Here is a 15,584-nt window from a genome sequence, read left to right on the forward strand (position 1 = left end):
GTGCGTTGACCGAGTTGTCGCCAGTGGAACGCACGGAACACCTATTGAGTGCGTGGCTCATCTATCTCGCTCGTATGATTGGCGAATCAGAGCTCCAATTGGGATGGACTCCTGCAGCGAATGGAGCGCGAGCCGGATTGAACGCGGAGGAGGCGCTTGTCGCTTCTGTCGTGCCGATGGAAATTACTATCGATTTTAGTCATGGTTTTGCAGAGGTGTGCAGGGCAGTTGCCGCCGAATGCGCTCAGCTGAAGAGGTGCGATAGCTTTGCGCGGGACCTTATCGCGCGCTGCCCGACATTGCGGAGTGCGGAGGCGCTACGATTGCGCCGCCCCTGGCCGATTGGCATTTCTGTCAGGACGAACAGCTGTTCTGCCGCTCATGATCGAGCTTCGAGGCTGAGTTCTGAGACAGATCCATCGGGTGAGTTTCTAACATTTGAGGTTTGCGCTCTGGATGGGCGCTTTCGATGGAACTTTGATGAAAGTCGTGTGGAGCCTGAGCAGGTTGATCGCATTACGCGGCATTTGCAAACGTTATTGCGTGCTGTCGTCGTGGATGCGCAGCAGCCGGTTGGGCAGATTGAGCTACTGTCAGCCGATGAGCGGGCGTACTTGCTGGAGGAGCTGAACCGGACGGCGGCGGCGTATCCTGCGGACACGTGCATCCACGAGCTGTTCGAGGCGCAGGTCGCCAAGGCGCCGGATGCGGTGGCGGTGGTCCATGAGGACGAGCGCGTAAGCTATGGCGAGCTCAATGCGCGGGCCAACCGCCTGGCGCATCATCTGATTGCGCGCGGGGTGAGACCGGATCAGCCGGTTGCGATCTGCCTGGAGCGCAGCGTGGCGATGGTGGTGGGGCTTTTGGCGATCCTCAAGGCGGGTGGTGCGTATCTGCCGCTGGACCCGACCTATCCGAGTGCGCGGCTCAAGCAGGTTCTTGAGGATGCGCAGCCGCAACTGTTGCTGGCCGATGCGGCGGGACGATCCGCGCTGGGCGCCGATGCGCTGGTCGATCTGACGGTTGTCGATCTCGAGGCGGCGACACCGGCCTGGGCGAAGCTGCCGGCCTCGGATCCGGACCCGCGCGCACTCGGCCTGAGCTCACGCCACCTCGCCTATGTAATCTACACCTCGGGATCAACAGGCTCGCCCAAGGGCGTCATGGTCGAGCATCGAGGGATGGTCAACTATTTGCAATGGTCAGATCACAGTTATTACAAGCGTGCTTTGAACGGATCGCCCCTGCTGCATTCGTTGAGCTTTGATGGAATCGTCACAACTCTATTTGGGCCTCTATTAGCAGGCGCTAAGCTTCATCTTGTAAAGCCGATTGCTCAGATAGAGTCGCTTGCTGCTGTCGAGGATGGTCGGATCTATGATTTGGTTAAGCTGACGCCGTCACATTTGAGCATGCTGAATAAGCGGCTTGATGGCTACGAAGGACCTGCTCCGACACGAGCACTGATGGTGGGGGGCGAGGCCTTAATCCCAGCAGATATACTGTTTTGGCAAAAGCGCTTTCCGAACGTGCGCCTGATCAATCATTTTGGTCCGACAGAAGCAACGGTTGGATGTACCACTTTTGAAATATCTCAAGCTGTTGAGAGACTGAACTCGATCCCAATCGGCCGGCCGATCGCGAACACGCAGGTGTATCTGCTTGATGGTCATGGAGCACCTGTTCCGTTCGGGGCGGTAGGCGAGCTCTACATTGGCGGGGCCGGTGTTGCGCGCGGCTACCTGAACCGTCCCGTGCTGACGGCGGAGCGGTTCATCGCCAGTCCGTTTGTGGAAGGCGACCGGCTGTACCGGACCGGCGACCTGGCGCGGTATCTGCCGGACGGCAATCTGGAGTTTTTGGGTCGCAGCGACGACCAGGTGAAGATCCGTGGCTTCCGGATCGAGCCGGGCGAGATTGCCGCGCGGCTGCTCGAGCACGCGTCGGTGCGCGAGGCGGCGGTGCTGGCGCGCGAGGATCGCTCTGGCGAGAAGCAGCTTGTCGCCTATGTGGTCTGTGCGCCCGAGACAGGATCGGAAGAGGAAGATGGAGGCGCGCTGTCCGGCGCATTGCGCACGCACTTGAGTGCGCGTCTGCCGGAGTACATGGTGCCGTCCGCGTTCGTGCGGCTTGCGGCGCTGCCGCTGACGGTGAACGGCAAGCTGGACCGCAAGATGCTGCCGGCTCCGGAAGATGATGCGTATGCGCGTCGCGCCTATGAAGCGCCAAAAGGGCCCATTGAGGAGAAGCTGGCGCAGATCTGGGCGGAGCTTCTGGGGCTGACGCGGGTCGGACGGCACGACAACTTCTTTGCGCTGGGCGGCCACTCGCTCCTGGCCGTGCAGCTGATGGAGCGTCTGCGGCGGCTGTCGCTTGGGATCGAGGTGCGGACCTTGTTTGCCAAACCGGTGCTTGCGGATCTGGCCGTGAGCCTCGGCAGCCATCACGAGGTGGCGGTCCCGGCCAACCTGATCACAGAACGAAGCACGGCGATCACGCCGCAGATGCTGCCGCTGATCGAGCTGACGCAGGGCGAGATCGACCGGATTGTCGCCACGGTGCCCGGTGGTCTCAGTAACGTCCAGGATATTTATGCTTTGTCCCCGCTGCAGGACGGCATCCTGTTCCATCATTTGTTGGCGGCAACGGGCGATCCGTACCTGCTCATCTCGCAGATGGCGTTTGCCGACCGGGCCCTGTTGGAGCGCTATGTTGCCGCGGTTCAGCAGGTGGTGGATCGGCACGACATTCTGCGCACGTCGTTTGTCTGGGAGGGGCTGTCGCGCCCGGCCCAGGTGGTGTGGCGGAACGCGCCGCTGGAGGTGACCGAGGTCGCGCTGGATGGGTCCGCTGGTCCTGGCTCCGAGCAGCTCCGGCAGCGGTTTGATCCGCGCCAGCACCGCATCGATCTGGGGCTGGCGCCCTTGTTGCGGTTTGTGATCGCGCGCGAGCCCGGCGGCGGGCGCTGGCTGCTGTTGCAGCTGCAGCACCATCTGATCGGGGATCACACCACGCTGGACGTGATGCATGCCGAGGTCCGGGCCGTGCTGGAGGGACGCGCCCATGAGCTTGCAGCCCCGCAGCCGTTCCGCAACCTGGTGGCGCAGGCGCGCCTGGGCGTTGACGCAGAAGCGCATGCAGAGTTCTTCCGCGCGTGGCTTGCCGACATCGACGAGCCGACCACGCCGTTTGGCTTGCGCGAGGTGCGCGGCGACGGCAGCGGGGCCCGTGAGGCGCGGCGGATGCTGCCGCAGGAGCTCAACGATCGGTTGCGGGCGCATGCGCGGCGGCTTGGTGTGAGCCTGGCGAGTCTCTGCCATCTGGCGTGGGGCCAGGTGGTGGCGCGCAGCAGTGGGCGCGAGCAGGTGGTGTTCGGCACGGTGCTGTTCGGCCGCATGCATGGGGGCGCCGGCGCCGACCGCGCCATGGGCCTGTTCATGAACACCCTGCCGCTGCGGCTAGATCTGGACGGCACTGGGGTCGAGGCGAGCGTCCGGACCACGCATCGCCGGCTGGCTGAACTATTGGCACACGAACATGCCTCGCTGGCGCTGGCACAGCGCTGCAGCGGGGTTGCGGCGCCGGCGCCGCTGTTCAGCGCGCTGTTGAACTACCGCCACAACACCCCGGCGGCAATGTCCGGCTCCGGACCGGACGATGTGCTCTCGGGCGTGGAATGGCTGAGTGGGGAGGAACGAACCAATTATCCGCTGACGTTGTCGGTGGAGGATTTTGGCGAAGCGCTGGGGCTGACGGCGGACGCGGCGGAGCCGGTATGTCCGGACCGGGTCTGCGACTACATGCAGCGCGCGCTTGCGCAACTGGCCGAAGCGCTGGAGCGGACGCCGAACATGCCGGTGCGGGAGCTGGACATTCTGCCGTCCGATGAGCGCGCGTACTTGCTGGAGGAGCTGAACCGAACGGTGGCGGCGTATCCTGCGGACATGTGCATCCACGAGCTGTTCGAGGCGCAGGTAACCAAGGCGCCGGATGCGGTGGCGGTGGTCTGTGAAGACGAACGCTTGAGCTATGGCGAGCTCAATGCGCGGGCGAACCGCCTGGCGCATCACCTGATCGGGCTCGGGGTGAAGCCGGACCAGCCGGTGGCGATCTGCCTTGAGCGCAGCGTGGCGATGGTGGTGGGGCTTTTGGCAATCCTCAAGGCGGGTGGTGCGTATCTGCCGCTGGATCCGGCCTATCCGTCCGGGCGGCTCACGCAGGTGCTCGCGGATGCGGCGCCGCGGCTGCTGCTGACCGATGCTTCGGGGCGTGCTGCGCTGGGCTCGGGTGCGCTGGCCGATGTGACGGTGATCGATCTCGACACGGCGAGCGCGGCCTGGGCGAACCTGCCGGCCTCGGATCCGGATCCGCGCGCACTCGGCCTGAGCTCACGCCATCTCGCCTATGTGATCTACACCTCAGGCTCAACCGGCACGCCAAAGGGCGTCATGATCGAGCATGCGAGCACCGTAAACCTGCTGCATTGGAGCCGCGGAGTGTTCGCCTCCTCAGAGCTCAGTCGCACGCTGTTCTCCACCTCGATCAGTTTTGACCTGTCTGTGTACGAATGCTTCGTTCCGCTTTCGCAAGGAGGCACGCTCTACCTGGTCGAGAATGCACTGGCGCTGGCCGAGAGGCCTTTGGATGTCTCCATGATCAACACAGTGCCCTCGGCGATCGCCTCTCTGGTCGACAAAAAAGCAGTACCGGCTTCGACAAGCGTGGTCAATTTGGCAGGCGAGCCGCTGACGGCGGGTCTGATCGAGAAGATCTTCGAGAGCAGTCGCGTCCAGAAGATTTGCAATCTGTATGCTCCTTCCGAGACGACGACGTACTCAACCTGGATCTGCATGCCAAGGGGCGACGCTGTCGTTGAGACGATCGGCCGTCCGATCGCGAACACGCAGGTGTATCTGCTTGATGGTTATGGTGAGCCTGTTCCGTTCGGGGCGGTGGGCGAGCTCTACATTGGCGGGGCGGGGGTCGCGCGCGGCTACCTGAATCGGCCCGAGCTGACGGCGGAGCGGTTCATTGATAGTCCGTTTGTGGAAGGCGACCGGCTATACCGGACTGGCGACCTTGCGCGGTACCTGCCGGACGGCAATCTGGAGTTTTTGGGCCGCAGCGACGACCAGGTGAAGATCCGCGGCTTCCGGATCGAGCCCGGCGAGATCGCGGCGCGGCTTTGCGAGCACGCGTCGGTGCGCGAGGCGGCGGTGGTGGCGCAACAGGATGGCACGGGCGAGAAGCGCCTGGTCGCCTATGTGGTGACGGCTAGCGAGTATGCCGGCGAAGCTGTGGGAGCCGAGCTCGCCGGCACCTTGCGCGCACATTTAAGTACGCGGTTGCCGGACTACATGGTGCCGAGTGCGTTTGTGCGGCTTGCGGCGCTGCCGCTGACGGTGAACGGCAAGCTGGATCGCAAGGCGCTGCCGGCTCCGGACGATGAGGCGCATCCGCGGGCAACGTATGAGGCACCGCAGGGCGAGATCGAGATCACCCTGGCGACGATCTGGGCGGAGCTTCTGGGGCTGGCGCGGGTCGGACGGCACGACAACTTCTTCGAACTCGGCGGCCACTCGCTCTTGGCAGTGCGGTTGTTGAGCCGGGTCTCGCAAGCTGTTGGCCTCGCCCTGCCGCTAACGACGCTGTTTGCCAAACCGGTGCTGTCGGATCTGGCCGAGAGCATCGTGGATGAGTTGAGCCGCTCCGGTCCACACGAGCTGCCGGCCATTGTGGCCGTGTCGCGCGAAGAGCCGCTTGTGCTGTCCTTTGCGCAGCAGCGGCTGTGGTTCTTGGCGCAGCTGGATGAGACCAGCACGCACTATCACGTTCCGCTGGCGTGGCGGCTGGAAGGTGTGCTCGACCGCAGCGCCTGGCAGCGCAGCCTTGACCGCTTGCTGGCGCGTCATGAGGCGCTGCGCAGTATTTTTGTCGCCCCAGAGGGCAGGCCCAGGGTTGAGGTTTTGCCGCCGGGTGCGGGGCTGCAAGTCGTGGAGCATGACCTGCGGGACAGGCCGGACGCCGAGGCTGCGCTGTCTGATCTGTGCCATGAAGAGGCGTGCACGCCGTTCGATCTGGCACGCGGCCCACTGATCCGCGGCCGGCTGATCCGGACCTCCGATGAGGAGCACGTCGTCCTGCTGACGCAGCATCATATTGTCTCGGACGGCTGGTCGCTGGGCGTGTTGGTGCGTGAGCTCAGTCAGCTGTACCGGGCGTTTGTGGCCGGAGAGGACGATCCGCTGCCGCCGCTTGCGATCCAGTATCCGGATTATGCCGCCTGGCAGCGGCAGTGGCTGTCGGGCGAGCGGCTCTCGAACCAGGCGCAGTATTGGCGCAATGCCCTGTCTGGCGCGCCGGCGCGTCTTGCGTTGCCGACGGACCGGCCGCGGCCGGCCGAGCAGTCGTTTGCCGGGGCCGGTGTCCCTGTCGTCATCGATGCGGATCTGACTCGGGGCTTGAGGCGGCTGAGCCAGCAACATGGCACGACGTCATTTATGACGGTGCTGGCGGCATGGGCCGCGGTGCTGTCGCGTCTGTCGGGGCAGGACGACATCGTCATTGGCGTGCCGACCGCCAATCGGGGCCGGGGCGAGATCGAAGAGTTGATCGGCTTCTTCGTCAACACCTTGGCGGTTCGCCTCGACCTGTCGGGGGAGCCGAGTGTGGCGGAGCTGCTCCAACGGACGCGGCGCAGGGCCTTGGGAGCGCAGGAGCATCAGGACCTGCCATTTGAGCAGGTGGTGGAGATCGTGCAGCCGCCACGTCGTCTGGATCACACACCATTGTTCCAGGTGATGCTGGCCTGGCAGAACACCGCCACTCAGCCCTTCGACCTTCCCGGGCTGCGGGTGGAGGCTGCGGGGGATGGGTTCGATCAGGTCAAGTTTGATCTGGAGCTGAGCTTAAGCGAGCAGGGCGAGGTGATCGCCGGGACGCTGGGTTATGCCACGGCGCTGTTCGATCAAGCGACGATCGAGCGGCAGCGTGGTTATCTGCTGGCACTGCTGCGGGCGATGGTTGCCGATGCCGGGCAAGCGGTGGGGCGGATTGAGCTGCTGTCGTCCGATGAGCGCGCGTACTTGCTGGAGGAGCTGAACCGAACGGTGGCGGCGTATCCTGCGGACACGTGCATCCACGAGCTGTTCGAGGCGCAGGTCGCCAAGACGCCGGACGCGGTGGCGGTGGTCTACGAGGATGAGCAGTTGAGCTATGGCGAGCTCAATGCGCGGGCGAACCGCCTGGCGCATCATCTGATCGCGCTCGGGGTGAAGCCGGACCAGCCGGTTGCGATCTGCCTTGCGCGCAGCGTGGCGATGGTGGTGGGGCTTTTGGCGATCCTCAAGGCGGGTGGTGCGTATCTGCCGTTGGATCCGACCTATCCGAGTGCGCGGCTCAAGCAGGTTCTCAACGATGCGGCGCCGCCGCTGCTGCTGCTGGCCGATGCGGCGGGGCGCGCCGCGCTGGGCGCCGAGGCGCTGGCCGATGTGAACGTGGTGGCTCTCGACACGGCAATGCCGGTGTGGGCAAACCTGCCGGCCTCGGATCCGGATCCGCGCACCCTCGGCCTGACCTCGCGCCATCTCGCCTATGTGATCTACACCTCGGGATCATCAGGCACGCCCAAGGGCGTCATGGTCGAGCATCGGGGAATGACCAATTACCTGCACTGGGCCTGCGACGCTTACGCGCCCAGATCATCCTCCGTGGTCTCCTCACCTGTCGCGTTCGATGCGACAATTAACAGCCTTTTTGCACCTCTCATTCACGGCGGCTATGCAGATCTTCTAACGGAGAGAGACGAGGTCGAGGGGCTAAAAGCAAAGATCAGCTCGGAGTGCGGGCTGATCAATATCACCCCGAACCATCTGGATGCTCTTGGGCAACAGATGCTGGCGGACACCGCGGCCAGTCAAGTTGGATCATTCATTATTGGCGGTGAAGCGCTGTCGCATTCGACAGTGGAGTTGTGGCGCAGCATCCAGCCCACCGCCAGGATGGTCAACGAATACGGCCCAACCGAGACAGTTGTGGGTTGTATCTTCTATGACATTCCGAGAGAGCCACCTCTATCCAATAGCATCCCGATTGGCCGGCCGATCGCGAACACGCAGGTGTATCTGCTTGATGGTCATGGAGCACCTGTTCCGTTCGGGACGGTAGGCGAGCTCTACATTGGCGGGGCCGGTGTTGCGCGCGGCTACCTGAACCGGCCCGAGCTGACGGCGGAGCGGTTCATCGCCAGTCCGTTTGTGGAAGGCGACCGACTATACCGGACCGGCGACCTGGCGCGGTATCTGCCGGACGGCAATCTGGAGTTTTTGGGCCGCAGCGACGACCAGGTGAAGATCCGTGGCTTCCGGATCGAGCCGGGCGAGATTGCCGCGCGGCTGCTCGAGCACGCGTCGGTGCGCGAGGCGGCGGTGCTGGCGCGCGAGGATCGCTCTGGCGAGAAGCAGCTTGTCGCCTATGTGGTCTGTGCGCCCGAGACAGGATCGGAAGAGGAAGATGGAGGCGCGCTGTCCGGCGCATTGCGCACGCACTTGAGTGCGCGTCTGCCGGAGTACATGGTGCCGTCCGCGTTCGTGCGGCTTGCGGCGCTGCCGCTGACGGTGAACGGCAAGCTGGACCGCAAGATGCTGCCGGCTCCGGAAGATGATGCGTATGCGCGTCGCGCCTATGAAGCGCCAAAAGGGCCCATTGAGGAGAAGCTGGCGCAGATCTGGGCGGAGCTTCTGGGGCTGACGCGGGTCGGACGGCACGACAACTTCTTTGCGCTGGGCGGCCACTCGCTCCTGGCCGTGCAGCTGATGGAGCGTCTGCGGCGGCTGTCGCTTGGGATCGAGGTGCGGACCTTGTTTGCCAAACCGGTGCTTGCGGATCTGGCCGTGAGCCTCGGCAGCCATCACGAGGTGGCGGTCCCGGCCAACCTGATCACAGAACGAAGCACGGCGATCACGCCGCAGATGCTGCCGCTGATCGAGCTGACGCAGGGCGAGATCGACCGGATTGTCGCCACGGTGCCCGGTGGTCTCAGTAACGTCCAGGATATTTATGCTTTGTCCCCGCTGCAGGACGGCATCCTGTTCCATCATCTGTTGGCCAGCCGCGGTGATCCGTACCTGCTGGTCTCGCTGATGGCGTTTGCCGACCGGGCCCTGCTCGACCGCTATCTGGCCGCGGTCCAGCAGGTGGTGGATCGGCACGACATTCTGCGCACATCGTTTGTGTGGGAGGGGCTGTCGAGCCCGGCCCAGGTGGTGTGGCGGAGAGCGCCGCTGGAGGTGACCGAGGTTGAGCTGGATGGGTCCGGTGGTCCTGGCCCCGAGCAGCTCAGGCTAAGGTTTGATCCACGCCAGCACCGGATCGATCTGGGGCTGGCGCCCTTGTTGCGGTTTGTGATCGCGCGCGAGCCCGGCGGCGGGCGCTGGCTGCTCTTGGAGCTGCAGCACCATCTGATCGGGGATCACACCACGCTGGACGTGATGCATGCCGAGGTCCGGGCCGTGCTGGAGGGACGCGAGCATGAGCTTGCAGCCCCGCAGCCGTTCCGCGACCTGGTGGCACAGGCGCGCCTGGGCGTCGGTAGAGAAGCGCATGCAGAGTTCTTCCGCGCGTGGCTTGCCGACATCGACGAGCCGACCACGCCGTTTGGACTGAGTGAGGTTCGCGGCGACGGCAGCGGAGTTCGTGAGGCACGGCGGATGCTACCGCAGGCGCTGCAGGATCGGCTGCGCGGCCAGGCGCGACGGCTTGGTGTGAGCCTGGCGAGCCTGTGCCATCTGGCCTGGGGACAGGTGGTGGCGCGCAGCAGTGGGCGCGAGCAGGTGGTGTTCGGCACGGTGCTGTTCGGCCGCATGCATGGGGGCGCCGGCGCCGACCGCGCGCTGGGTCTGTTCATGAACACCCTGCCGTTGCGGCTAGATCTGGACGGCACTGGGGTCGAGGCGAGCGTCCGGACCACGCATCGCCGGCTGGCTGAACTATTGGCACACGAACATGCCTCACTGGCCCTGGCGCAACGCTGCAGCGGTGTTGCGGCCCCGGCGCCGCTGTTCAGCGCGCTGTTGAACTACCGCCACAACACGCCGGCGGCGATCTCCGGCGCCGGACCCGACGATGGGCTGTCCGGCGTGGAATGCTTAAGCGGGGAGGAGCGCACCAATTATCCGCTGACGTTGTCAGTGGAGGATTTTGGCGAAGCGCTCGGTCTGACAGCGCAGGTGGCGGAGCCTGTCTCAGCGGATCGGGTCTGCGGCTACATGCAGCGCGCGCTCGAGCAGCTGGCTGAGGCGCTGGAGCGGGCGCCGAACACGCCGGTGCGAGAGCTGGACATCCTGCCGTCCGATGAGCGCGCGTACTTGCTGGAGGAGCTGAACCGAACGGTGGCGGCGTATCCTGCGGACATGTGCATCCACGAGCTGTTCGAGGCGCAGGTAACCAAGGCGCCGGATGCGGTGGCGGTGGTCTGTGAAGACGAACGCTTGAGCTATGGCGAGCTCAATGCGCGGGCGAACCGCCTGGCGCATCACCTGATCGGGCTCGGGGTGAAGCCGGACCAGCCGGTGGCGATCTGCCTTGAGCGCAGCGTGGCGATGGTGGTGGGGCTTTTGGCAATCCTCAAGGCGGGTGGTGCGTATCTGCCGCTGGATCCGGCCTATCCGTCCGGGCGGCTCACGCAGGTGCTCGCGGATGCGGCGCCGCGGCTGCTGCTGACCGATGCTTCGGGGCGTGCTGCGCTGGGCTCGGGTGCGCTGGCCGATGTGACGGTGATCGATCTCGACACGGCGAGCGCGGCCTGGGCGAACCTGCCGGCCTCGGATCCGGATCCGCGCGCACTCGGCCTGAGCTCACGCCATCTCGCCTATGTGATCTACACCTCAGGCTCAACCGGCACGCCAAAGGGCGTCATGATCGAGCATGCGAGCACCGTAAACCTGCTGCATTGGAGCCGCGGAGTGTTCGCCTCCTCAGAGCTCAGTCGCACGCTGTTCTCCACCTCGATCAGTTTTGACCTGTCTGTGTACGAATGCTTCGTTCCGCTTTCGCAAGGAGGCACGCTCTACCTGGTCGAGAATGCACTGGCGCTGGCCGAGAGGCCTTTGGATGTCTCCATGATCAACACAGTGCCCTCGGCGATCGCCTCTCTGGTCGACAAAAAAGCAGTACCGGCTTCGACAAGCGTGGTCAATTTGGCAGGCGAGCCGCTGACGGCGGGTCTGATCGAGAAGATCTTCGAGAGCAGTCGCGTCCAGAAGATTTGCAATCTGTATGCTCCTTCCGAGACGACGACGTACTCAACCTGGATCTGCATGCCAAGGGGCGACGCTGTCGTTGAGACGATCGGCCGTCCGATCGCGAACACGCAGGTGTATCTGCTTGATGGTTATGGTGAGCCTGTTCCGTTCGGGGCGGTGGGCGAGCTCTACATTGGCGGGGCGGGGGTCGCGCGCGGCTACCTGAATCGGCCCGAGCTGACGGCGGAGCGGTTCATTGATAGTCCGTTTGTGGAAGGCGACCGGCTATACCGGACTGGCGACCTTGCGCGGTACCTGCCGGACGGCAATCTGGAGTTTTTGGGCCGCAGCGACGACCAGGTGAAGATCCGTGGCTTCCGGATCGAGCCGGGCGAGATTGCCGCGCGGCTGCTCGAGCACGCGTCGGTGCGCGAGGCGGCGGTGCTGGCGCGCGAGGATCGCTCTGGCGAGAAGCATCTTGTCGGCTATGTGGTGTGTGAGCCCGAGACAGGATCGGACGAGGCAGATGGCGGCGCGCTGGCGGCCGCCTTGCGTGCGCACTTAAGTGCGCACTTAAGTGCGCACCTGCCGGACTACATGGTGCCGAGTGCGTTCGTGCGGCTTGCGGCGCTGCCCTTGACGGTGAACGGCAAGCTGGACCGCAGCGCGCTGCCGCCGCCTGCGGACGAGGCCTATGCGCGGGCGGCCTATGAGGCGCCGCAGGGCGAGATCGAGACGACGCTGGCGCAGATCTGGGCGGAGCTTCTGGGGCTGGAGCGGGTCGGGCGGCAGGATCACTTCTTCGCGCTGGGCGGCCACTCGCTCCTGGCGGTGCGGTTGTTGAGCCGGATCTCGCAGGCCCTGGGTGTACAGCTGCCGCTGAGGACGCTGTTTGCCAAGCCGGTGCTGGCCGATCTGGCGGCGAGCATCGTGGATGAGTTGAGCCGCTCTGGTCCACACAACCTGCCGGCCATTGTGCCGGTGTCGCGGGAAGAGCGGCTTGTGCTGTCGTTTGCGCAGCAGCGGCTGTGGTTCTTGGCGCAGCTGGATGAGACCGGCACACATTATCACGTTCCGCTGGCGTGGCGGCTGCAAGGCGTGCTCGACCGCAGCGCCTGGCAGCGCAGCCTTGACCGTGTGTTGGCGCGTCATGAGGCGCTGCGCAGCGTCTTTGTCGCGCCGGAGGGCAAGCCCCGGGTTGAGGTTCTGCCGCCGGATGCGGGGCTGCCGGTCATAGAGCACGATCTGCGGGACAGGGCGGATGCGGACGAGGCGCTCTTGGATCTGTGCAGGGAAGAGGCGCGCACGCCGTTCGATCTGGCGCGGGGACCGCTGATCCGCGGCCGGCTGATCCGGATGTCGGATGAGGAGCACGTGTTCCTGCTGACGCAGCACCATATTGTCTCGGATGGCTGGTCGCTGGGCGTGTTGGTGCGTGAGCTCAGTCGGCTGTATCGGGCGTTTGTGGCCGGAGAGGACGATCCGCTGCCGCCGCTTGCGATCCAGTATCCGGATTATGCCGCCTGGCAGCGGCAGTGGCTGTCGGGCGAGCGGCTCTCGAACCAGGCGCAGTATTGGCGCAATGCCCTGTCTGGCGCGCCGGCGCGTCTTGCGTTGCCGACGGACCGGCCGCGGCCGGCCGAGCAGTCGTTTGCCGGGGCCGGTGTCCCTGTCGTCATCGATGCGGATCTGACTCGGGGCTTGAGGCGGCTGAGCCAGCAACATGGCACGACGTCATTTATGACGGTGCTGGCGGCATGGGCCGCGGTGCTGTCGCGTCTGTCGGGGCAGGACGACATCGTCATTGGCGTGCCGACCGCCAATCGGGGCCGGGGCGAGATCGAAGAGTTGATCGGCTTCTTCGTCAACACCTTGGCGGTTCGCCTCGACCTGTCGGGCGAGCCGAGTGTGGCGGAGCTGCTCCAACGGACGCGGCGCATGGTCTTGGCGGCGCAGGAGCATCAGGACCTGCCGTTTGAGCAGGTGGTGGAGATCGTGCAGCCGCCGCGCTCGCTTGATCACACCCCGCTGTTCCAGGTGATGTTGGCCTGGCAGAACACCTCAGCTGAGCCATTTGATCTTCCCGGGCTGCAGGTGGAGGCTGCGGGGGATGGGTTCGATCAGGTCAAGTTTGATCTGGAGCTGAACTTAGGCGAGCAGGGCGAGGTGATCGCCGGGACGCTGGGTTATGCCACGGCGCTGTTCGATCAAGCGACGATTGAGCGGCAGCGGGATTATCTGCTGGCACTGCTGCGGGCGATGGTTGCTGATGCCGGGCAAGCGGTCGGGCGGGTTGATCTGCTGTCAGCCGATGAGCGGGCGTACTTGCTGGAGGAGCTGAACCGGACGGGGGCGGCGTATCCTTCGGACACGTGCATCCATGAGCTGTTCGAGGCGCAGGTCGCCAAGGCGCCGGACGCGGTTGCGGTGGTCTGTGCGGACGAGCGCGTAAGCTATGGCGAGCTCAATGCGCAGGCCAATCGCCTGGCGCATCATCTGATCGGGCTCGGAGTGAAGCCGGACCAACCGGTGGCGATCTGCCTTGAGCGCAGCGTGGCGCTGGTGGTGGGGCTTTTGGCGATCCTCAAGGCGGGTGGTGCGTATCTGCCGTTGGATCCGACCTATCCGAGTGCGCGGCTCAAGCAGGTTCTCAACGATGCGGCGCCGCCGCTGCTGCTGGCCGATGCGGCGGGGCGCGCCGCGCTGGGCGCCGAGGCGCTGGCCGACCTGACGGTGGTGGATCTGGCGGCGGCGGCGCCGGGGTGGGCAACCCTGCCGGCCACCGATCCGGACCCGCGCGCGCTCGGTCTCACCTCACGCCATCTCGCCTATGTGATCTACACCTCCGGCTCCACCGGTACGCCAAAGGGCGTCATGGTCGAGCATGCTCAGATAGTTCGTCTGTTCGAGACGACGCAGGATTGGTATGGCTTCACTGAACAGGACGTATGGTGCTTGTTCCATTCCTTCTCGTTCGACTTCTCAGTGTGGGAGTTGTGGGGCGCACTGCGTTATGGCGGTCGCTTGATTCTCGTGCCGAGCGATACCGCTCGCTCCACTCCTGACTTCAATGATCTCATCTGCAAGTCCGGCGTCACAGTTCTGAACCAAACCCCTTCGGCTTTCAAAGCTCTCGTTGATCTGGAGTGTCAGAGCAATGTTCGAAACGGCATTCGCTATGTGATTTTTGGCGGGGAGGCTCTGGAGCCATCGATTCTGAAGCCGTGGTATGCAAGGCATTCAGATCGTGCGCCACAACTGATCAACATGTATGGCATCACGGAAACCACCGTGCATGCCACCTATCGGCCTCTTGATCAGTCTGACACCACCGCCTCGGGCAGTCTGATCGGAAAGCGCATCCCTGATCTTCGAGTCTATCTGCTGGACGGTCATGAAGCACCTGTTCCGTTTGGGGCGGTAGGGGAGATCTATATCGGCGGGGCGGGTGTTGCGCGCGGCTATCTGAACCGTCCCGAGCTGACGGCGGAGCGATTCATCGCCAGTCCGTTTGTGGCAGGCGACCGGCTGTACCGGACCGGCGACCTTGCGCGGTACCTGCCGGACGGCAATCTGGAGTTTTTGGGCCGCAGCGACGACCAGGTGAAGATCCGTGGCTTCCGGATCGAGCCGGGCGAGATCGTGGCACGGCTTCTTGAGCACGCCTCGGTGCGCGAGGCGGCGGTGGTGGCGCAACAGGATGGCACGGGCGAGAAGCGCCTGGTCGCCTATGTGGTGACGGCTAGCGAGTATGCCGGCGAAGCTGAGGCGGCCGAGCTGGCCGGCGCATTGCGCACGCATCTCGGTGCGCGGTTGCCGGAGTACATGGTGCCGTCCGCGTTCGTGCGGCTTGCGGCGCTGCCGCTGACGGTGAACGGCAAGCTGGACCGCAAGGCGCTGCCGGCTCCGGAAGATGATGCGTATGCGCGGGCAGCCTATGAGGCGCCGCAGGGCGAGATCGAGATCGCGCTGGCGCAGATCTGGGCGGAGCTTCTGGGGCTCGAGCGGGTCGGACGGCACGACAACTTCTTCGAACTGGGCGGCCACTCGCTCTTGGCCGTGCGACTCTCGAACAGGGTATCGAAGGCTGTGAGTGTCGAACTGCCGTTGATAACGCTGTTCGCTAAACCAGTGCTGGCCGAGTTCGCTCGTGAGGCCTCTATTGCTTTGATCGAACAAAAATTCGATCGCGACGACCTTCAGAAGCTGCTCTCCCTGGGTGCCTAGAAATGACTGATTTAGTTAGGACCGAGTTGGAAAAACTCGATGCTGAAGGCCTAAGCAAGCTTCTTTTGCTCGCTAAAGAGGGAGACGGGAGCGAGAGCCGAACAGCTGCGCTGATAC

At 64.6% G+C, this 15,584-nt stretch carries 1 pseudogene; it reads left to right on the forward strand.

Annotated features, from left to right (window positions below):
* Positions 1-506: 506 nt before the first annotated feature.
* A pseudogene (locus NLN62_RS25225) lies at positions 507-15,467 on the forward strand (amino acid adenylation domain-containing protein); the annotation flags it as partial.
* Positions 15,468-15,584: the final 117 nt, after the last annotated feature.

This window comes from Bradyrhizobium sp. CCGUVB23 (assembly GCF_024199885.1).
Taxonomy (GTDB): domain Bacteria; phylum Pseudomonadota; class Alphaproteobacteria; order Rhizobiales; family Xanthobacteraceae; genus Bradyrhizobium.